The 20837-nt window shown below is 63.6% G+C and carries 20 protein-coding genes; 11 read left to right on the top strand and 9 right to left on the bottom strand.

All coding sequences use genetic code 11. The features are described from left to right. Nucleotides 1–24: 24 nt before the first annotated feature. Together ATI53_RS08805 and ATI53_RS08800 are read left to right on the top strand one after the other, a co-directional pair. Nucleotides 25–834 carry an enoyl-CoA hydratase/isomerase family protein gene (locus tag ATI53_RS08805; protein ID WP_009504563.1) on the top strand — a complete coding sequence of 270 codons (810 nt, stop codon included), beginning with the start codon at nt 25–27 and terminating at the stop codon, nt 832–834. A 27-nt stretch (nt 835–861) separates the two neighbouring features. Then, complete coding sequence (locus ATI53_RS08800; protein ID WP_223870718.1) at nt 862–2058, top strand: phenylacetate--CoA ligase family protein; 1197 nt, start codon at nt 862–864, stop codon at nt 2056–2058. A 75-nt stretch (nt 2059–2133) separates the two neighbouring features. Here ATI53_RS08800 and ATI53_RS08795 read toward each other — a convergent pair whose 3' ends face one another. Then, on the bottom strand, nt 2134–3099 hold the full coding sequence (locus ATI53_RS08795; protein WP_009504565.1) for an NAD(P)H-dependent flavin oxidoreductase: 966 nt from the start codon (nt 3097–3099) through the stop codon (nt 2134–2136). A 263-nt stretch (nt 3100–3362) separates the two neighbouring features. Here ATI53_RS08795 and ATI53_RS08790 point away from each other — a divergent pair, with 263 nt between their 5' ends. Genes ATI53_RS08790 through ATI53_RS08755 form a run of 8 tightly spaced genes read left to right on the top strand, consistent with a single transcriptional unit; the run spans nt 3363 to nt 11490 of the window. Continuing rightward, nucleotides 3363–4094 carry an enoyl-CoA hydratase/isomerase family protein gene (locus ATI53_RS08790; protein ID WP_089962705.1) on the top strand — a complete coding sequence of 244 codons (732 nt, stop codon included), beginning with the start codon at nt 3363–3365 and terminating at the stop codon, nt 4092–4094. Next, a complete protein-coding gene (locus tag ATI53_RS08785) occupies nt 4091–5272 on the top strand; it encodes a CaiB/BaiF CoA transferase family protein (RefSeq protein WP_089962703.1) in 1182 nt (393 codons plus the stop codon). Before ATI53_RS08790 ends, ATI53_RS08785 begins: the two co-directional genes overlap by 4 nt. Before the next feature lies 1 nt (nt 5273). Beyond that, nucleotides 5274–6452, top strand: a complete 1179-nt coding sequence (locus ATI53_RS08780; protein ID WP_009504568.1) for an acyl-CoA dehydrogenase family protein — start codon at nt 5274–5276, stop codon at nt 6450–6452. Between the two features lie 5 nt (nt 6453–6457). Next, complete coding sequence (locus ATI53_RS08775) at nt 6458–7612, top strand: acyl-CoA dehydrogenase family protein (RefSeq protein ID WP_089962699.1); 1155 nt, start codon at nt 6458–6460, stop codon at nt 7610–7612. A 28-nt stretch (nt 7613–7640) separates the two neighbouring features. Next, the gene (locus tag ATI53_RS08770) at nt 7641–8417 is read left to right on the top strand and encodes an enoyl-CoA hydratase/isomerase family protein (RefSeq protein WP_111550213.1); all 777 of its coding nucleotides are present in this window, start codon (nt 7641–7643) and stop codon (nt 8415–8417) included. A 42-nt stretch (nt 8418–8459) separates the two neighbouring features. Continuing rightward, the gene (locus tag ATI53_RS08765) at nt 8460–8981 is read left to right on the top strand and encodes a TRAP transporter small permease subunit (RefSeq protein WP_009504571.1); all 522 of its coding nucleotides are present in this window, start codon (nt 8460–8462) and stop codon (nt 8979–8981) included. 10 nt (nt 8982–8991) lie between these two features. Further along, entirely contained in the window at nt 8992–10299 is a 1308-nt protein-coding gene (locus tag ATI53_RS08760; RefSeq protein ID WP_089962697.1) for a TRAP transporter large permease, read from the top strand. A gap of 57 nt (nt 10300–10356) precedes the next feature. Further along, complete coding sequence (locus tag ATI53_RS08755; RefSeq protein WP_009504573.1) at nt 10357–11490, top strand: C4-dicarboxylate TRAP transporter substrate-binding protein; 1134 nt, start codon at nt 10357–10359, stop codon at nt 11488–11490. Nucleotides 11491–11558: 68 nt separating this feature from the next. On the opposite strand, the gene ATI53_RS08750 is transcribed toward ATI53_RS08755, so the two are convergent. The 8 genes from ATI53_RS08750 to ATI53_RS08715 all read right to left on the bottom strand — a co-directional run bounded on the left by ATI53_RS08750 (nt 11559) and on the right by ATI53_RS08715 (nt 19939). Further along, nucleotides 11559–12704 (bottom strand): thiolase family protein, encoded by a 1146-nt coding sequence (locus tag ATI53_RS08750; RefSeq protein ID WP_111550212.1) that lies wholly within the window; start codon nt 12702–12704, stop codon nt 11559–11561. Next, complete coding sequence (locus tag ATI53_RS08745; protein WP_111550211.1) at nt 12701–13096, bottom strand: Zn-ribbon domain-containing OB-fold protein; 396 nt, start codon at nt 13094–13096, stop codon at nt 12701–12703. The genes ATI53_RS08750 and ATI53_RS08745 overlap by 4 nt, the downstream gene beginning before the upstream one ends. Before the next feature lies 1 nt (nt 13097). Then, a complete protein-coding gene (locus ATI53_RS08740; protein WP_009504576.1) occupies nt 13098–13874 on the bottom strand; it encodes an SDR family NAD(P)-dependent oxidoreductase in 777 nt (258 codons plus the stop codon). Then, nucleotides 13871–14347, bottom strand: a complete 477-nt coding sequence (locus ATI53_RS08735; RefSeq protein ID WP_009504577.1) for a PaaI family thioesterase — start codon at nt 14345–14347, stop codon at nt 13871–13873. Before ATI53_RS08735 ends, ATI53_RS08740 begins: the two co-directional genes overlap by 4 nt. A 1-nt stretch (nt 14348) precedes the next feature. Next, nucleotides 14349–16316, bottom strand: a complete 1968-nt coding sequence (locus ATI53_RS08730) for a TRAP transporter permease (protein WP_009504578.1) — start codon at nt 16314–16316, stop codon at nt 14349–14351. Nucleotides 16317–16387: 71 nt separating this feature from the next. Beyond that, the gene (locus tag ATI53_RS08725) at nt 16388–17536 is read right to left on the bottom strand and encodes a TAXI family TRAP transporter solute-binding subunit (protein ID WP_009504579.1); all 1149 of its coding nucleotides are present in this window, start codon (nt 17534–17536) and stop codon (nt 16388–16390) included. A gap of 47 nt (nt 17537–17583) precedes the next feature. After that, the gene (locus tag ATI53_RS08720; protein ID WP_111550210.1) at nt 17584–18810 is read right to left on the bottom strand and encodes an acyl-CoA dehydrogenase family protein; all 1227 of its coding nucleotides are present in this window, start codon (nt 18808–18810) and stop codon (nt 17584–17586) included. A gap of 16 nt (nt 18811–18826) precedes the next feature. Then, entirely contained in the window at nt 18827–19939 is a 1113-nt protein-coding gene (locus ATI53_RS08715; protein WP_089962692.1) for an acyl-CoA dehydrogenase family protein, read from the bottom strand. 323 nt (nt 19940–20262) lie between these two features. Here ATI53_RS08715 and ATI53_RS08710 point away from each other — a divergent pair, with 323 nt between their 5' ends. Beyond that, nucleotides 20263–20745: a MaoC family dehydratase gene (locus ATI53_RS08710; RefSeq protein WP_009504583.1), complete on the top strand. Its 483-nt coding sequence runs from the start codon at nt 20263–20265 to the stop codon at nt 20743–20745. Nucleotides 20746–20837: the final 92 nt, after the last annotated feature.

Below are 20837 nucleotides of genomic sequence, written 5' to 3'. Positions count from 1 at the left end.
AGGCACCAAAAAGGGAAACGAAGTATGTCTGACCGTTATGCAAAATACGACAAGTTGAAATTCGACTATCCGGCGGATCGCGTTCTGCGCATCACCTTCGACCGGCCCGAGACGTTGAATTCCGTCGATGCGGAAACCCATACCCAAATGACGGATATGTGGATCGACATCGACCGCGACCCCGACATCAACTCGGTGATCGTGACCGGTGCGGGCAAGGCGTTCTCGGCAGGTGGTGATTTCAGCCTGATCGAAAACATGATGGGCAACTCGCACGAGATCATGAAGACGTGGAAAGAGGCCAAGGATCTCGTCTACAACATCATCAACTGCAACAAGCCGATCATTTCGGCGATCAACGGCCCCGCTGCGGGCGCTGGCCTGGTCGTGGCGATCCTTGCGGACATCTCGATCGCCGGTAAAAGGGCCAAGATCGTCGATGGTCACCCGCGTCTGGGTGTCGCCGCCGGCGACGTCGCGGCGATCATCTGGCCGCTGCTGACCTCGATGGCCAAGGCGAAATACTACCTGATGACCTGCAAGCCGGTGTCCGGCGAAGAGGCCGAGCGCATCGGTCTTGTGTCGATGTGTGTCGAGGATGACGAGCTGCAGCAGATCGCCCTGGATACCGCTGTCGAGCTGGCCAACGGCTCGCAAAGCGCGATCCGCTGGACCAAGTATTCGTTGAACAACTGGCTGCGCCAGGCCGGTCCGATCTTCGATGCCTCGACCGCACTGGAAATGCTTGGCTTCATGAGCGAGGACGTCAAGGAAGGTGTGCTGTCGCACCGCGAAAAGCGCGCGCCGAACTTCCGCAAGGACTGCCCGCTGTAAATCCGGATTGGACAAAGAGGCATGAACATGTCTGAAGACATCTACAGAGACATCGCTCAAGCCTATGCCGCCGCGGCGGAAAAGGCCCCGGGTCTGAAATCACGATTTGCGGCTGCCGGATTCAATCCGGCGGCCGTGACCTCATTGGCGGATTTGTCGCGTCTGCCGGTGATGAAAAAAGAAGACCTTCTGAAGATCCAGCGCGACAATCCGCCCTTCGGCGGTTTCCTCGCCTCCGATCTGAAGAATGTCGGCCGGATCTACGTCTCGCCCGGCCCGATCTTCGAACCGGCGCTTCCGGGCGCTGGCGGGCACGGGCTGGACCTGCTGTTCAAGGCAGCGGCAGTGGGTGCGGGGGACATCATCCTCAACACCTGGATGTATCACCTTGTGCCGGCGGGCCTGCTGTTCGACGAGGCGGCACAGGCCGCCGGCGCGACGGTCATTCCCGGCGGCGTGGGCAATACCGAACTTCAGGCACAGATCGTCGTGGAAACCGGTGTGACCTCGATCTGCGCCTCGACCGCCTTCTTCCTGACACTCGCGGACAAGGTGATCGAAACCTATGGCCGCGACGCGTGGAAGGTAAAGACCGCCTTCCTGGGCGGCGAGATGGGCGACTGGATGGCCAAGCGCCGCCGGATCGAGGCGGACTACGGTGTGTCGACCTGGGCCGCCTACGCCACCGCCGATCTGGGCCTTGTCGGCTATGAGGATGGCGGCGAAGGCTATGTGGTCCATCCCGACCGCGTGGTGCAGATCTGCGATCCGGTCAGCGGCGCGCCGGTGGACCAGGGCGAACCGGGCGAGGTTGTCGTCACCGCCCGCGACGCGACCTGGCCGATGATCCGGTTCGGCACCGGCGACAGCGCATTCGCGCTGGAAAGCAACGAGGATGGCAGCGTCAGCCGCCTGTCCGCCTTGCAGGGCCGGGTCGGGGCGGCGGTCAAGGTGCGCGAGATTTTCGTCTATCCGCGCGTGATCGAGGAAGTCGTCATCGCCACGCCGGGGGCAAAGGCCGCGCAGGCCGTGGTGACGCGGGAAAACGACCGCGACATGATCCGCGTTTCTCTTGTGTTGGAGGATGGCGCCGACGCGGCCGAGGCTCAGGCCGCCGGAGCCGAGGCTTTCAAGCTGCATTCGAGAATTCGGGCCGACGCGGTGACGGTCGTCGCGGGGTTGCCGGAAAACGCGGACCTGATCGTCAATCAGAAAGACAACTGAGACCTTCTGAACCGTCCGAAGTCGGCGGTTGCAACAGCGAAGGGCGGCGGGGCAACCTGCCGCCCTTGTGCGTCGTCAGGCGCACAGCGCCGTCTTCGCAGCATGGTATTCCCTGTCGAGACGGTCAACATACGCCGCTGTCGTCGTCACCGCGTGCACGGCGCCGATCCCCTGGCCGCTGCCCCAGATGTCGCGCCAGGCCTTCGGACGGATGTCGCCGGTGGCCAGATCCAACTTGTTCCCGTCGCCGGACAGGTTGTCCGGGTCAAGCCCAACCGCACGGACAGACGGTTTGAGATAATTGGCGTTCACGCCGCTGAAATGGCTGGTGTAAACAATATCATCGGCCCCGCTGTCGACGATCATCTGCTTGTAGCCCTCCGACGCGGCGGCCTCGGTCGTCGCGATGAAGGGCGATCCGATATAGCCGAAGTCGGCACCTATGGCCTGCGCGCCCAGAATGGAGCTTCCGGTGGCGATGGAACCCGACAGCGCCAGCGGACCGTCGAACCATTCGCGGATTTCCTGCACCAGCGCAAAGGGCGACAGCGCGCCCGCGTGGCCCCCAGCACCGGCGCAGACCGCGATCAGCCCGTCTGCGCCTTTGTCGATGGCCTTTCTGGCGTAGCGGTTGTTGATCACGTCGTGCAACACAACGCCGCCGCAGCCATGTGCCGCCTGGTTTACGTCTTCCCGCGCGCCCATCGAGGTGATCCAGACCGGCACCTTCCAGCGGGCACAGATCTCGATATCGCGTTCGACCCGGTCATTCGAGCGGTGCACGATCTGATTGACGGCGAAGGGCGCGGCGGGCCGGTCGGGGTTGGCCTGGTTATGCGCGTCGAGCTCTTCGGTGATGCGCTTGAGCCAGGCGTCCAGCAGGGGTGGTTCGCCCTCGGCCTCGCGCGCGTTCAGTGCCGGAAAGCTGCCGATCACGCCGGCCTTGCACTGGGCGATGACCAGATCCGGGCCAGACACCAGAAACATCGGAGAACAGATCACAGGCAGGCGCAGGCGGCCCAGAGGGGAGTCGGAGTACATGGCCAAATTTCTTCATTGTTTCTATAAGGTTCGGCGAATCTGGGGCCTCACCGAAGTGTATGGCAGACAGACATTCAGAGCGAAACATCCCTGCCGGAAGATCACAACGGGAAAAGCCTGCGCCGCGAATTTCACATGAGTCTGTTTTTCGACGCCAGCATATGTGCGCCGAGCCAGCGCACCCTTAGCTTGGCAGAAGCCGACTCATTCGGGAGGAAGAAGCGGTGCCATTGCTCTACAGCCGCTCGGAGGGGGTCGGTCGAATGACCTTCGACTTTCCCGAGAAAAAGAATGCACTCGACCAGGATGCACGCAAGGAGATGGAGCGTATCGTCACGGAAGTGCGGGATGACGACCGGGTCCGCGCGCTGCTGATCAGCGGAACCGGGGGCGCGTTCTGCGCGGGCGGTGACATCAACACCTTTGCCAGCTCGACGCCCATCGCCATGCGCGACCGCATGAAGCAGCAGCATCGCGTCACACGGATGCTCTATGATCTGGAAAAGCCGGTGATCGCGGCGGTTGCCGGGCCTGCGTTCGGTGTGGGGTTCAATATCGCGCTTCTGGCCGACGTGATCCTCGCCGCACCTACGGCCAGATTCTGTCAGGCCTATGCGCGGGTTGCGATCGTGCCCGATGGGGGCGGGCTGTACCTGCTGGCGCGGGTGGTCGGGACGCAGCGCGCCAAGGCCATGTTCATGACCGCCCAGGTGATCGGCGCGCAGGAGGCGCGCGATCTGGGAATCGTCCATGCGATTTACGACGAAGACGCGCTGGAGGCGGAAGCCGCGGCACTTGCCACGCGTCTGGCCGAGGGGCCGACCCGTGCTTTCGGGCTGGGCAAGGCGATGCTGAACCGTGGCATGGATTGCGACCTTGCGACATATCTTGAGATCGAGGCCACCGCCGAAGCCTTTATCATGCAGACCGAGGATCATCGCGAGGCGGTCGCCGCCTTCAGGGAAAAGCGCCAGCCGCGCTTTCGTGGATCATGACGGCGGCGGGGCCCCTGTCCGGTCTCAGGGTGATCGACCTGGGCCAGGTTTATCTGGGGCCGTATTGCGGTCTTATGTTCGCGCTTATGGGGGCCGAGGTCATCAAGGTCGAACCGCCCGGCGGCGACGGCATCCGCGGCATCGCGGGCGGGCGCGAAAACCCGGCGGCAATGATGCTGAATTCGAGCAAGCAAAGCGTGACGCTCGATCTTCAGTCGGACGAAGGGCGGTCCGCGCTGCTGGCGCTGGCCGATACCGCCGACGTGCTGATCGAGAATTCCCGGCCCGGCACGATGGAAAAGCTCGGTCTGGGGTGGAAGACGCTCTCGGCGCGCAATCCGCGTCTGGTCATGGGATCGGGCAAGGGCTACGCCGCCGATTCCGTCTACCGCGATGCGCCGGCGATGGATTTTCCCATTCAGGCGCTGACCGGGCTGATGTCGGTGACCGGATTTCCCGATGGCTCGCCAGTGAAATGCGGTGCGGCGATCACCGATTTCCTTGGGGGGATCCACCTGTTCGGCGGGATCATGGCGGCGCTGCATGCCCGCGGCACGACCGGGCTCGGCGACTTCGTTCAGATCGCGATGCAGGACGTGGCGCATCACGCGCTGGCGTCGAACATCTCCAGCTTCCTGCTGGCGCCTGACGGGTTTGCCGACCGTGCCGGCAACAGTCAGGCGGTGCTCAAGGTCGCGCCCTACGATCTGTTTCCCGCGCGGGACGGGCAGGTGGCGATCATGTGCCTGAACGACCGCCACTGGCAGCAATTGAGCCGCGCGATGGGCCGGCCGGATCTGGCCGAGGATCCCGAATTGGCCGAGGGCCCCGCGCGCTGTGCGCGGCGCGCCGAGGTCGATGGCTGGGTCTCGGACTGGACCACCGGGCACACCCGCGCCGAGATTTTCGCGGCGTTGAGCGATGCGCGCGTGCCGGGCGCCCCGGTGCGCACGCTGGCTGAGGTGGTTTCGGACGACGACATGCGCACCCGCGGCATGATCCACGACCTTCCGCACCCGGATCTGGGTACGATCCCTGTTCCCGGATTGCCGATGACATTCGCGCGTCATGACCGCGTGCCCCCCAGGCCCGCCCCGGCAGCGGGTGTCGATACGGCGCGCGTTCTGGGCGCATTGCGCCAGGCCGGGCTTTCCACACCATCAGAGGATTCAAACTGACATGTTCAAGCTCGATCCGGAACTGGAAGATTTTCGCCACGAGGTCCGCAAGCTGGCGGAACGGGAATTCGCCTCAAAGGCTGCCTATTGGGACGAGAAAGAGGAATTTCCCGCCGCCAATCGCGACAAGCTGGCCGACCTTGGCTATCTGGGCATGTTCATCCCCGAGGAATACGGCGGCTCCGGCGCGCCGGTGGTGCAGGGCACCGTCTTTCTGGAGGAAATGGCGCGGGTGTGTTTCAACACCGCGCTGGTCTCGCAGCTTTACCTGAACGGTCCGTCGCGGGCGATCAGCGTGTTGGGCAACGACGAACAGAAAAAGCGGTTTCTGCCGGACATGGCGGCGGGCAGGAAATTCATCGCCATCGCCATCAGCGAGCCCGAAGCGGGATCCGCGGTCACCGATCTGCGCACCACGGCCACCAAGGATGGTGACGGCTGGGTGCTGAACGGCAATAAATGCTGGTCCACCGGGGCGCACATCGCCGATTACGCGCTGGTCTTCTGCCGCTTCGGCAAGGCCAGCGGGGCAAAGGGGATCGGCGCCTTCGTCGTTGATCTGAAGAAACCCGGCGCGCGGATCGGCCACATATCGCTGAAGATGGGGGGCCGGGGTCTGACCGAGGCCGAGATCATCCTTGAAAATTACAAGGCCGGTCCCGAGGATGTGCTGGTCGAGGGGGATCCGGAAAGCTCGCGCTCCTTTGCGCTGTTGATGAGCAGTTTCGGGCCCGAGCGTGTGGGCAATGCGGCGATGTGCGTGGGTCTGGCGCAAGGCGCCTTCGAGGCGGCCAAGGAATATTCCGAGATCCGGCATCAGTTCGGCCGTCCCATCAACGAATTCCAGGGCCTGCAATGGAAGATCGCCGACATGGCGACGCAGATCCATGCCGCGCGGCTGATGGTCTATCGCGCCGCCACCAACCCGGCGCCGAACGGCTTTCCCGATCCGATGGACGCAACCATGGCCAAGCTCTACGCCAACGAAATGGCGCAACGGGTCACGAACGAGGCGCTGCAGATCCACGGCCACAATGGCTATACGCGGGAATACCCGCTGGAACGCATGGTGCGCGACGCGCGCGGCTTCGCGCTTGGCGGTGGCACGGTCGAGATCCTGCGCAACACGATCGCCGCCATGGTCTATGGCCACAGCTTCAACCAGCGGCGGGGAGGGTAGGGCACATGCATCCCTCATTGCTGAACGAGGAACAGATCGCGCTGAAAGACGCGGCGCGCAAGCTGGCGCTGGGGGAATTCCGCGACCGCGCCGCGCGCTGGGACCGCGAGGGCATCTACCCCGACGAAAACCACCATCGCCTGAGCGAACTTGGCTATCTGGGTATGACCATCCCCGAGGAATATGGCGGCGGCGGCGTTTCGCTCGTGGATTGCTATCTGGTGGTCGAGGAACTGGCGAAGGTGGATTTCAACACCGCGCTGATCGTCCACGATCAGAACGTCTCGCCCCGGATCATCGCCACCTGCGGCAGCGACGCGCTCAAGCGCGCCTTTCTGCCGCGCTTCGCGGCGGGCGAGATCGAATGCGCGATTTCCTGGACCGAACCCGAGGCGGGGTCGGACGCCACGGCAGTGACGACCTCACTGCGACAGGACGGCAACGGCTTTGTGCTGAACGGCGGCAAGATCTTCACCACCTTCGGCGACCGGGCCGATTACCTTCTGGTCTATGCGCGGTTCTGCGACAGCAAGGGCGCGCGCGGCATCGGCACGGTTCTGGTGGAACGTGACAGCCCCGGCGTCACGGTGCACATCCTCGAACAGAAGATGGGCGCGCGCGGCTGCAACGAATGCGAGATCCATTTTGACGATGTGCGGGTGCCGGCGGAAAATATCGTGACCGAAGGTCTGGCCGGAAATTCCAGCGGCTTTGTCCGCCCGCTGGGCGTGTATAACGGCACCCGCGTCGGCATGGGGGTTCTGGCGCTTGGTGTGGCCGAAGGCGCGTTCGACCTTGCCTGCGATTACATGAAAACCCGCCGCCAGTTCGGCAAGGCGCTGTCGGACATGCAGGGCCTGCAATGGATGATGTCGGACATGAAGGTGCAGATCGAGGCCGCCCGGGCGCTTTGCTACACCGCGCTGTCGCTGATCGACCGGGGCCAGCCCGATCCGACGCTGTCTTCGATCGCCAAGGTTCAGGCCACCGAGATGGCGCAGCGCGTGACCCACGACGCCATGCAGATGTTCGGCGGCTACGGCTATTTCGGCTCGCTGCCGCTGGAGCGGATGGTGCGCGACGTGCGGATGCTGACAATCACCGGGGGCACGACCCAGATCCACAAGAACGGGATCGCAAGGGCGCTGTTTGCCGATTGACAGATTTTCGCCTTGGGGAGGGGCGGTCATGGCAAGTGAAATCACAGTTGAACGCAAGGGCGGTCTGGCCGTTGTATCGTTGAATCGGCCGGACAAGCTGAACGCGCTGACCCTTGAAATGCGGGTCGAGCTGATGGAGAGCTTCCGCCAGATGCACACCGACCCCGAGGTTCGGGCGGTGCTGCTGAGAGCCGAGGGCCGTGCCTTTTGTGCTGGCGCGGATATTTCCACCATGGGCAAGGACGATGTCTGGGGCGACCGTGCGCGTCTGCACCGGGCGCACCAGATGATCCTGTCCATATACAACTGTGAAAAGCCGGTGGTGGCGGCGGTGCGCGGTCCGGCGGTGGGGATCGGGCTGAGCATGGCGCTGGCCTGCGACGTGCTGCTGCTTTCCGAGACAGCGAAACTTGGTCAGGTCTTTCGCAAGATCGGCCTGGCCCCGGATGGCGGCGCGGCGTTCTTTCTTCAGAACCTGATCGGACGGCAGCGGGCGACGGACCTTGCTTTCTCGGCCCGGCTGGTGCCGGCGCCAGAAGCGCTGAGCCTGGGGCTGGCCAGCCAGGTGCATCCCGACGTCGCGCTCGATGACGCCGCCACAGAATATGCGGCGGACCTGGCTGCGGGGCCGACCTTTGCGCTGGCCGGGGCCAAGCGGTTGATGCGCGCCGCGCTGCAACCCTCGCTTGAAAGCTTTCTGGAAACCGAGGTCATCATCCAGGGCCAAATCATCAAGAGCGCGGATCACGCCGAAGGCATCGACGCCTTTCTGAGCAAGAGACAACCGGTATTTCGAGGGGCATAGCCATGCGGACCGAGACCTTACCATGACAGGGGAGATACAGCGATGGAATCCGTAATTGTCCGTCTCGGCTGGGTGTCGCGGATCATTACCTATGCCGCCACCGCTCTGGCGACCCTGATGATGGTCCACGTCACGCTTGACGTCATCCTGAGCCAGTTCATCGCCGAGCCGCTGCCGGGAACGGTGGATTATGTGTCCTATTATTACATGGTCGGGCTGGTCTTTCTGCCGCTTCCGTTCGTGGAATATGGCAACGAACATATCAAGGTCGACCTGATCCACGATCTGCTTCCGACGGGGGCGAGGACCGTTCTCGACATGCTGGCTCTGGCGCTCTCTGCGGTGTTCTACGGGCTGCTCACGTGGCAGACCTCGATCGACGCTGTCGAGAAATACCTCATCGGAGAGCAATCGATGGGCATGGCGGCGGTGACCGTCTGGCCCGGTCGGTTCTTTCTGCCGATCGGCGCGGGGCTGATGGTGCTGCTTCTGCTGGCCAAGTTGATCCAGAGGCCGTTCACCGACGCTGGCATGGCCGGCCCCAATCACGACATGTACGAATAGGAGCGGAACGGTGAGCTTTTTCCAGATCGGCCTTTGCGGCGTCGTCTCTGTCATTCTGCTGGTCTTGCTGCGCGTTCCGATCGCGGTGGCCCTGGGCATCGTGTCCTTCTTCGGGTTCTGGGCCATGCTGGGCAGCGGCGCGGCATTCGGCCTGCTGACCGCCGTGCCCTATGATTTCGCCGCGCACTGGACGCTGAGTTCGATCCCGATGTTCCTGTTGATGGGCTACGTCTGTTACCAGACCGACATCACGCGCGGGATCTTCAAGGCCGCGCGGGTCTGGCTGTCGTTTCTGCCGGGGGGGCTGGCGGTCGCCAGCGTGGGCGGCGCGGCGCTGTTTTCGGCGGCGGCGGGTTCCAGCCTGGCCTGCGCCGCGGCCATGGGCCGGATCGCGGTGCCGGAAATGCTGAAACGCAACTACGATCCTGGTCTGAGCACCGCGGTGGTGGCCGCGGCCGGCACCATGGGTTCGCTCATTCCGCCGAGTATTCTTCTGATCATTTACGGAATTTTTGCCGAGGTCGCGATCAGCAAGCTGTTTCTGGCGGCGATCGTGCCGGGCGTGCTGACGATGCTGGGGTACTGGGCCGTGATCATCGTTCGCACGCGGCTCAATCCCGCGCTTGCGCCGCCGCTCGACGAACGAGCGACCTGGTCCGAAAGGCTGGAGGCCCTGAGCGAAACATGGCCGGTGATCTTGCTGGTGCTGGGCGTTTTTGGCGGTCTGTTCACCGGGATCTTCACACCGACACAGGCGGGCGCCGTCGGCGCGGCCTTGTCCTTCGTGATCGCGGCGGCGCGCGGCACCCTGAACTGGAGAGTTTCGAAAATCGCGCTGATGGACACCGCAAAAATGACGGCGGCGATCTTTATCATCGCGGTTGGCGCCAACCTGTTTTCCCGGTTTCTGGCGATCAGCGGCATCCCCGAAGCGATGTCGGATCTGGTGATCGATCTGGGGGCCAGCTATGTGATGCTGGTTTTCGGCACGGCGGTGCTTTTTTGCCTGCTGGGTATGATCCTCGATCCGCTGGGTATCCTGCTGCTGACGCTGCCGATCCTGCTGCCGATATACGAGGCGAACAATATCAGTCTGATCTGGCTGGGCGTGCTTGCGACCAAGCTGGTCGAGATGGCGCTTATCACGCCGCCCGTGGGGCTGAACGTCTTCGTGATCAAGGGCATTGTCGGAGACGCGGTTCCGATTTCGCTGATTTTCAAGGGCGTCATGTGGTTTCTGGCTGCCGATGTGGTGGTCCTGATCGTCATGGTCGCCTTTCCCGAACTGATCATGTTTCTGCCGGAGCTTGGAAATTGAACTTGCGGTGACGAAACCCGCGCAACAGCGGGACTTTGACAAGGAGGAGGAGACCACATGAAACTGACGAAAATCCTGACGATAGTGGCGACGGGTGCCGCAATCTCGGCCACGCCCGCCCTGGCCGAAAAACGGGTAACGGTGAGCAACTGGACCTCGCCCAATCATGCGACATCGCGCGGCCACGCTGCCTTTGTGGAAATGACCGAGGCCGAATTTCCCGACGCCTTCGATTTCAAGCTGTTTAACGGCGGGGCCCTGCTCGCGGCCAAGCCGACGCTTTCCGGTCTGCGCGACGGTGTGGCCGATGTGGGCCTGCTGGCGCTGACCTATTTCCGCTCGGAAATGCCCTATGCCCAGCTTGTTGCCGATATGGCGCTCTTGGGCGATGATCACTATGCGATGGCGGGTGCCACCAGCGAATTCGTGATGCTGCACTGTCAGCCCTGCAAGGACGAATTCGCCAAGAACGGCATGGTGGCGCTCAGCGGGATCAGTACCGCGCCCTACGTTCTGCTGACGACCAAGCCGATTGTGAACATCGAGGACATGCAGGGCGTCAAGCTGCGCACCGGCGGCTCGGTCTGGGACCGCTGGTCGACACGCCTTGGGGCGGAGCCGGTCAACGTGCCAACGAGCGAGATGTACGATACGATGAGCCACGGCGTTGTCACCGCCGCGGTGCAGCCGGTCGGGGCGCTCAAGGGGCACAGCCTGATCGAAGTTGCCAAGCACCTGACAGAGTTGCCGCTGGGCACCTATCATTCCGGGTCGATCTTTGCCCTTGGCCCGAAGTTCTGGCAGTCCCTGTCGAGCGAGCAACGTACGCAATTCGTCAAGAATATCCCCGAGGCCGTGGCGCAGACGACGGTCAATTACGAAACCGACGATCTGGATGTGCTGAAAGAAGCCGCGGGCCTTGGATTGACGATTCACGAACCTTCGCCCGAGTTCCTTCAGGATCTGATCGATTTCCGCACCGCTGATCTTGAAGAAATCGCCCGCATCTCGCGCGAAGAGCGCGGCATCGAAGACCCCGAGCCGCTGATCGCGACCTATCGCGAACTGATCGAGAAATGGCACGGGCTGGTGGCGCCATTGCAACCGATCCGCGACAACCCGCAGCCCTATGCCGATCTTCTGCGTCAGGAAATCTATTCCAAGATCGACCTGGCAACATATCCGAACTGAGCCACCTCAGGCAGAAATGAAAAGCGGCCCTCCGAAGGGGCCGCTTTTGCCTTGGGGCGATCCTTCGATCAGAGCGTCGACTCGGTGCCCAGGATATTCGTCACCTGACTGGACAGGACACCGCCGTTGCCGTGCGCCAGTGCCAGCTCGGCACCCGCGATCTGGCGGTCTCCGGCCTCGCCGCGCAGCTGACGCACCGCTTCGACCAGCGTGAAGATGCCGTACATGCCGGGATGCACGCAGGACAGCCCGCCGCCGTTGGTGTTGACCGGCAGATGGCCGCCGGGCGCGATGCCGCCGTTTTCAACAAAGGCACCACCTTCGCCTTTCTTGCAAAAGCCCAGATCCTCAAGGAACAGGATCACGTTGATGGTGAAGGCGTCGTAAAGCTGTACAACGTCGATGTCGGCGGGCTTGACGCCGGCCATCCCCATCGCGGACGCGCCCGATTGGGCGGCCCCGGTCACGGTCAGGTCCGGCATCTCGGAAATGTCGCGATGGGTCGTGCCTTCGCCGCCCCCCAAAAGATAGACTGGCGGCTTCGGATGGTCCTTTGCCGCTTCGGCCCGCCGCATCACGATTGCGCCGCCACCATCGGTGACAAGACAGCAGTCACGCACCCGCAGCGGATCCGAGACCAGCCGCGAGGCGATGACATCCTCGCGCGTCAGGGGGTCGCGTATGAACGCTTCGGGGTTCTTCTGCGCCCATGCACGCGCGGCCACCGCCACGTCGGCCAGCTGTTCGCGCGTGGTGCCGAACTGGGTCATGTGACGGTCCGCGGCAAGCGCGTAGGACGACAGCGGGAACAGCGGCTTGTAGGGGGCCTCATAGGTTGGCAGGCCAAGCGCGGTCATCAGCTTGCCCGAGGCGGTGCGCTGGTTCGACCCGTAGCAGATCAGCACGGTGTCAGCGAGCCGCAGCTCCAGCAGCATGGCGGCCCAGAGCGTGTGCGACAGGAACGACGAACCGCCCATGCGGTTGTTCATGGTGAACTTGGGGTTCAGCCCAAGTTCCTGCGCCAGTGTCAGCCCCGACAACATGTCCAGCGGCTGACAGGTGGCGATGGCATCGACGTCGCCAAGCGACACGCCGGCATCGGTCAGCGCGCCATGTACGGCCTCGACGGTGATCTCCATCGCGCTCTTGCCATGGGCCTCGCCACAGCCGGCCAGCGCGGCGCCGACGATGGCGGCTTTTCCCCGCAAACTCATGATGCACCTCTTTCGGGCCGGAACACCACGGCGGGTTCGCCGTTCGCGCCTTCGGCGATCGACGCGCTGACCTGCAGCCCGGCGGCGATTTCGTCATGCGCGATGCCGTCAACGCGCGCCATCATGCGCACACCTTCTTCAAGGTCCACAAGCACCACGTTGTAATCGCCGCCCCTTTCGGGTTTTCGGCGTACGATTGTCCGCGCGTAGATCGTTCCCCGCCCCGTGGGCGCGACCCATCCAAGGTCTGCGCTGCCACAGGCCGGGCAGATCACGCGCGGGTGAAAGACATGCGCACCGCAGCCATTGCATTTCTGAATCTCGAAGACGCCCTCGGCCAGCTTGGCGGCAAAGACGGCGTCGGGCCCCTGGTCCTTTTGCATGCCTGTCATCTCAGAATCCGATGTGGAACCCGCCGTTCACGCTCAGGTGCTGGCCGGTGATGTAGGAAGCTGCGTTTGACAACAGGAAACAGACCGGCTGCGCCACTTCGTCCGGGGTGCTCATCCGGCCCATTGGGATCTGTGCCATGTACTTGTCGGCGAACTTGTCCGAGCGGATGGTTTCGGTCATCGGCGTTTCGACCATTCCGAAACACACAGAGTTGACGTTGATCCTGTAACGGCCCCATTCCCGCGCGGCGCTCATCGTAAGGCCGAGCACGCCGGATTTGGCGGCACCATAGTTGATCTGTCCGATCGTGCCGCGCCGGCCGGCGTCGGAGGAAACGTTGACGATGGCACGGCGCGCCGCGCTGTCCGGGTCTTTCTGGGCCTGATCCCTGTAATAGCTGCCCACGGCCTGCAGGCAGGCGAAGACGCCGGTGAGGTTGACGTCGATGACCTGCTGCCATGTGGCACGGTCCATCTTGTGGATCATCGCGGCGCGCACGATGCCGGCGTTGTTCACCAGCCCGTTGATGTCCCCGAATTCGTCAAGCGCGAATTTCACCAGTTTCTCGGGAAAGTCCGGGTCAGCCACGTTCCCGACGAGGGCGCGGGCATTGCCACCGATCTTTTCGGCGGTTTCCTTGACCCCGTTTTCGTTAAGATCGTTCACGACGACCCTGGCACCCAGCTCGGCCGCCAGTTGCGCCACGCCGCGGCCAATACCCTGACCGGCGCCGGTAACGATAACCACCTGATTTTCCAATGACATCGGGTTGATCATTTCTTTCTCCTCACTTCATGCGTTGTTGCGACTCGGTTGTCGCCGCCCGGCTCGGGCTGGGCCGATGGCGGCGTGACCCGCTTGATTACGGCATCGCCATGCGCCAGGCGGCGCCCGTCCTGATTGACGATCTCGCCCTGCACGAACACCAGCTTGCGCCCGCCACCGGCAATGTGCGCGCGTGCCGTCAGCACGTCGCCCTCGACCGCCGGGCCGACGAAGCTCGTGGTGAGCGAGAGCGTCAGGCAGCGATGACCGGGGCGGCCTTCGCCCGCAAAGGCGGCGCAAAACGTGACCGCGTTGTCCAGCATGGTCGCGAACACCCCCCCATGCACCGCGAAGGCGCCGTTCAGGTGGTCGTGGGTGATTGTCAGTTGCAGCTCGGCGTTGCTCTCGGACCAAGAGATGAAACGGACGCCCAGCAGGGTGTTGAACGGGGCGGGAACCTCGGGTTTGCCATCCTGTGCGCTCATCTCAGGCGGCCTTTCGGTTGCGCGAGAACGTCACGATGACCGCCGCCAGCGCCGTCACCGCGACACCGACGCCCACCGCCGCAGCGATCGGAATTGCCAGAATCGCGGTCGACGGCAGCGCGAAAGCCAGACCGGCAAACCCGAGCAGAAGCCGCGCAATCGCGCCCGTGGGGCCGGGTTCGATACGGCCGACACCCAGCAGGTACCCTTGCAATCCGGCGCAGATCAGCAGGACTCCGACACCCGCGCGCAGGACCGTGAAGGCACTGTCAAACAGCCCCGCCTGCAAGGTATACGCGGGGTCGAGCACAAAGAAGAACGGCACGATATAGATGATGGTGCCGAGCTTCATCGCTTCGAATGCCGCAGCGAAGGGCCGGGCCTGGGCGATCGCCGCCGCGGCGAAAGCCGCCAGCGCCACGGGCGGGGTGATGTAGCTCAGCATGCTCCAGTAGAGGATGAACAGATGCACGCCGATCGGGTCAAGCCCGCCGGCGATCAGGGCCGGGGCCAAAGACACGGCAAGGATGACATAGGCCGCCGTTACCGTCATGCCCATCCCAAGGATGAAGCTGGTCAAAGCCCCCAGAAGCAGCAGCAGGAAGGTGTTGCCGCCCGCAATGAAAAGCAGATCGTTCGAAATCGTGCCGGACATGCCGGTCACCGCCAGCCCGCCGACAATCAGCCCGACCGCCGCGAGGATCGCCACCAGTTCGACAAACAGCCGACCCGTCGCGATCAGGAAGTTCATCAGCTCCTGCCGCCCCCAGCGCGATTTCGACATCAGTTGGTTCAGGCCGATCAGCAGCGCGGTCGCATAGAACGGGGCAATCGCCTCGCGCTTGAGATAAAGCAGCATCCAGATAAGCAGCCCGAAGACGGCGAGAAAATACCAGCCCTCGCGCAGGACCTTTCCGAACCTGGGAAGATCGGCGCGCGGCACGCCTTTCAGCCCGTGGCGCGCCGAATAGGCGTCGATCTGGGCGAACAGGCCGAAGAAATACAGCAGCGAGGGCAGCACCGCCGCAACCACGATGTTGGCGTAATCGGTCAGCAGAAAGCTTGCCATGACAAACGCCGTGGCCCCCATGATCGGGGGCATCAACACCGCCCCGGTCGAGGCCGCGGCCTCGATCCCGGCGGCATAGCTGGGCCGGAACCCCACCTTTTTCATGGCCGGAATGGTGATCGACCCGGTGGTCAGCACATTGGTGATGACGCTGCCGCTCATCGAGCCGGTCAACGCGCTGGTCAGGACGCCGACCTTGGCGGGCCCACCCCGGACATGCCCGAGCGCGGCAAAGGCGATGTCGATAAAGAACGGCCCCGCGCCGGTGTGCTGCATCGCCACCCCGAAGATCATGAAGCCGACCACAAGGTTGACGAAACTGCGCATCGGGATGCCCAGAACGCTTTCGCCGCTCATGGCGTGGAAGATCGCCGTTTCAACCGGCGGGCGCTGGAACCCCTGGATCGGTCCCGGCGCATAATTGGCGACCATCGGATAGACGGAAAACACCAGGATGACGCCGAACAGCATCCAGCCCCCCGTGCGCCGCGCCGCCACCAGCAGCAGGAACCAGAACGCGAAGCTGGCAATCACCGCATGGGTGGGGGCCGAAAAATCCCAGCCCTTGTTCACGACGCTGCGCCCGTAATAGGCAAAGAACGCGCAGGTGCTCAGCGCCAGGAGAGCCAGAAAATAGTCCCACCATCGCGTTGATCCGTACGGGTTTGTCCTGCTGCACGGAAAGATCAGGTAAACAAGCGGCAAGGTCAGCAGCAGCATCACATAGAGGTAGTGAATCTCGAGCAGGCGGACGTTCATGAAGAACCCGAGATTGAAGAGATGGTTGATTGACGCCGTCGACAACAGTATGGCCGATGCGGCAAGCAGCCAGCGAAGGTAAGGGGGCAGGGTGCCCATGCCCACCGGCTGCGCCGCGTCGTCCTGTATTTCCTGTGACATGCCTGATTCCCCGTGTTGTGCCGGCCTTTCCGATTATACGCGGCGCCACAAAAGCGCCGCGCAGCGACGTGTCAGCGGAAAAAGACTTCGTGACCGGCGCTTTCCAGCGCTTCGGCGCGCACCTTCATCCAGCTTTCGGCGAACGCTTCCTCATCGTCCGGGGCGCCGTCGACAAAGCTTTCCCAGGAGTCGATCAGAACCTTCTGCCGGTCCACCAGCCTGTCCTGGTTTTCCTGAGCCTCGGCTGTCCAGAGACCCTTTTCCTTGAAATAGGCGACGCTTCCATCGCTCCACGGCATCACCCAGTTCAGGATCTGGCGATCTATTTCGTAGGCATTGGCGCCGGGCGCGGCATCCTTGAAATCGTCGAACCCGGCGTCAAGCGCGGCCACGATGTTGCGCACCTCGGTGGTGTCCTGAGCGGCTTCGGTGACGAGGATCGGATAGGGGTACAGCGCCATCGGCAGCGGTGAGGCGGGGTCGATGGCCGGCCCCACCGACACCATGTGCGGCGTTACGAAGGGCGTGACCCCGGTATAGCGGGCCCAGGCTTCGGTATCCTCCGCCGGGGTTTCGAGCCACTTGAGACCCCGGGGGCTGGATTCGATCTGATAGTTCACGGTGGTTGTCGTCAGCGCAAAGGCGGCATCCACGCGATCTTCGAGAATGCCCTTGAGAGAATTCACATAGCCCGAGAATTCGACAGCCTCCACGTCATCCCATGTCAGGTCCGCAAAAGCCAGCAGACCCTCCATATTGACATCAATCGCGGGCGAGCTGACGGCGCGGCCGACCCGTTTGCCCTTGAGATCGGCAACCGTCTCGATCCCGGCATCGGCCGCGACGGCTACACCCAGACCGTAATCGCCGACAGCCTGAAGCACCGCGCGGATCGGCTGCGGGCCCCATTCCGGCGCGGCGAACAGGAACACCCCTTCGCCGGCAAAGTAGGACGCGATGCCGCACAGGCAGTAATCCACCGTGCCATTCTTGAGAGGCGTCATCCGCGAGACGTCGTTGCGCCCCGGAAGCACCCGGATCGTCGTGCCGTAACGGCTGCGCATCATGTTGCCGATGGCGATCGAATGCGCGTGGCCCGCCGATCCCGTGTCATAGGCCGACCAGGCGATGACGTCGGGCAATTCGATGTCTTGCGCGCCGACCGGCGCGGCCATCGCCAGACACCCGGCAGCCGCGATGCTTGTCCATCTGAAATTCATGGTATTCTCCTCCTTGTTGGTTCTTTCGGCGCAGCCGGGCGGTCAGCCTAGAGTTCCGAAAATGGCACGGTCTTGTCCACGCGCATTTCCGGCGGCAGCCCGAGAATGCGTTCGCCGATGATCGTGCGCTGGATCTCGTCGGACCCGCCGGCGATGCGGTTGCCCGGCGCCGTAAGATATTCGTTGCGCCAGCGCGCGGCGTCGTCGTCAGCCACCGCCGACACGCCCGCCGCGGTCCCGGCCAGTTCCAGCCCGAAGGCGCCCATTTCCTGGCGCAGCTTGCCCAGCAGCAGCTTTCCGATCGAGCCTTCCTCGCCCGGAGCGTCGCCGCGCGACAGAGACGTCATGACCCGGTAGGAGGTAAATTCGAGCCCGCGTTGCCGTGCGACGAAATCCGCGATACGCGCGCGCACTTCGCCGTCCTGGATAGCCGGGCGCCCGTTGCGTTCGACACGGGCGGCAAGGGCAATCAGTTCCTCGGCGCGCGCCCCGCCGCTGGCGCGACCGACCGAGATGCTGAACCGTTCGTTCATCAACGTCGTCAGCGCCACCTTCCAGCCTTCGGATTCGCCGCCCAGACGGGCGCTGTCGGGCACGCGCAGGTCGTCGATGAACACCTCGTTGAAGCTGGCACCACCCGAGATCTGGCGGATCGGACGCGTTTCGATGGCCGGATCGGACATGTCCACGAGGAACATCGTCATACCCTTGTGCTTGGGCACCTGCGGGTCTGTGCGTGCCAGAAGGATGCCGTGGCTGGAATAATGCGCGCCCGAGGTCCAGACCTTCTGGCCGGAAATCACCCAGTCGTCGCCGTCGCGCCGCGCACGGGTGCGTATGCCTGCCAGATCGGATCCGGCAGCGGGTTCGGAAAACAACTGACACCAGATATCCTCGCCGGTCAGGGCGCGCGGCAGAACCGCGGTTTTCTGGCTCTGGGTGCCGTGGATCATGACCGTGGGCCCGACCAGCCCGATGCCGATCAGGAAGACGTTGGGCGGCACGGCATAGCGCCCTTCCTCCTGGTTCCAGATCACCTGTTCGATCGGAGTCGCGTCGCGTCCGCCAAAGGCGCGCGGCCAGGTCAGTCCGGCCCAGCCCGCTTTGGCCTTGCGGGCCTGCCAGTCGCGCGCCCGCGCGACCTCGTCGGCGTCGCGGGCCATAAAGTGATCCTGAGCTTTCTCGCTGCCGTCCCGCAGGGTTGCGTTGGCATTCAGCCAGTCCCGCGCTTTCGCGCGAAAGGTGGCTTCTTCGGGGCTGTCGCTAAAATCCATGTGTCTGATTTCCCTGTCAGCTTGCGGCCCATGGGGCGTCGGCCAGATTGTCAATCAGCCGTTCGCGCCACAGAACGGCCGGGCCAAGTTCTGCCTTCAACTGCCAGCCACGCCGCAGAAACAGATGCGGGTCGGCGGCCCATGTGAACCCGATACCGCCGTGCAGCTGGATCGATTCCTCGGTGACGAATTGCACCGCATCAAGCGCCGACAGGCGCGCGACGGCGGCGGCTTCGGGCAGTCGACTGTCGCCGCTCGCCAGCGCCCAGGCACCGAAGAAGGCGTTGGACCGCGCCAGCTCGATCTTGGCGAACATGTCGGCGAGCCGATGCTTGACCGCCTGAAAGCCGCCGATCGGACGCCCGAAAGCGTGCCGCTCGCCGGCATAGGCGGTGGTCAGGGCAAGGGCGCGCCCGGCAAGGCCGATCTGTTCGAAGGCGGCCAGCACCGCGGCGCCGCTCAGAAGGCGATAGATCGCCGCGGGATCCGAGCCGGGCAGCAATTCGACCGGCGCGTTGTCGAAGACGATCTCGGCCGTCGGGCGTGTGCGGTCGATCGGGTCAAGCGCACTGGTCGTCACACCCGACGCGGTGAGATCCGCAAGATAAAGACGCGGCGTGTCCTCTTCATCGGTTGCGGCGACAAGTGCGTGGGTCGCCTCGGCGCCAAAGGTGACCGGCGATTTTTGTCCCGAAAGACGGCCCTGCGCCACTTTTGCCGATACGGTGTCCGGTGCCAGACCCCCGCCCTCGGCAAGCGCCATGGCGATGATCGTGCGGCCCTCGGCGATGCCGGGCAGAAGCGATCTGCGCTGGTCTTCCGTCCCGGCGGACTGAAGCGCCGGAACCGCCATGCACAGGACCGGGAGGCAAGGTACGGCGGCCATACAGCGCCCGACCTCCTCGGCGAGGATGGCCAGTTCCACCGCACCCATCCCCGAGCCGCCATGTGCTTCCGACATGGCAAGGCCAAGCCAGCCGCCTTCGGCCAGTGCGGACCAGGTGGCCGTATCGAACCCTTCTCCGCTGTCGAGCCGGGTGTGCGCGACCTCCAGGGTCGCGTGATCACCAAGCATCCGGGCCAGGGTTTCGCGTATGGTATCCTGCTCCTCGGAAAAGCCGAAATTCATGCCAGAGTACCTCCTTGCGATTGTGGATGCCGAACGATTGTTGGCAGACCGTAGGTTGGCGGCCGCGCCCGACCAAACGCTAACCGCCGGCGGTTGTGCAAAAGCACATATGTGCAATGTCGCGTTGAGAACGGCGAAACCGACCGACAGGCCGAATTCATCATGAATGTGCTTGATTCATCCCGGACCCGCAAAAACGGTCGCTTCGATTGATTGGTCTGGCGCTTGCACTCTACCCTGCCGAGAACGGGAAATCTCCCGGTTGTGGGGCCGGCGCGGCCGAGCCTTCGCAGAAGACTGGACCTAACGAGGGAACGAACGGCATGGAAACTGTGGGCCTTGGATTTTGTTACGAAGATTTGCCGGTGGGGCGCAGGTTCCGGACCATCGGTCGCACCGTGACCGAAACAGACATCACGAATTTCGTCAGCGTCACCGGCATGCTTGAGGTGTTGTTCATCAACAGCGAGTTTCGCGAAAAGGAATCCAACATCGCGGGCTTTGCCGCCCCCGGCGCGCTGGTCTACACCCTCATGGAGGGTCTGCTGACACAGTCCACGATGCAGCACACGGGCTTTGCCTTTCTGGAAATGGAACTCAAGGTTCTGGGACCCACGTTCGCGGGCGACACGATCCATTGCGAAGTCGAGGTGACGGAATCGCGCCGCTCGAAAAGCCGGCCGAACCGCGGCCTGGTCCGGACCCGGAACAAGATCTTCAAGCAAACTGGCGAGCAGGTGCTGGAATACACACCCCTGCGGATGATCAAGGCACGCACGACGGACAAGGAGCCGGGAGAGGCATAGACCCGTTTCAGACGCGCTGTGGAGGGCCCGGTCCGGTCCGAATATGGCTGGACTGCCGCTTCGGTTTTGCCAATACCCGGTCGCATCGCGAA

The sequence above is a fragment of the Salipiger aestuarii genome, assembly GCF_003259905.1.
Classification (GTDB): Bacteria; Pseudomonadota; Alphaproteobacteria; order Rhodobacterales; family Rhodobacteraceae; genus Salipiger; species Salipiger aestuarii.
The sequence above is the reverse complement of the archived record's forward strand: the minus strand, read 5'-3'. Positions and strand labels throughout refer to the sequence as shown.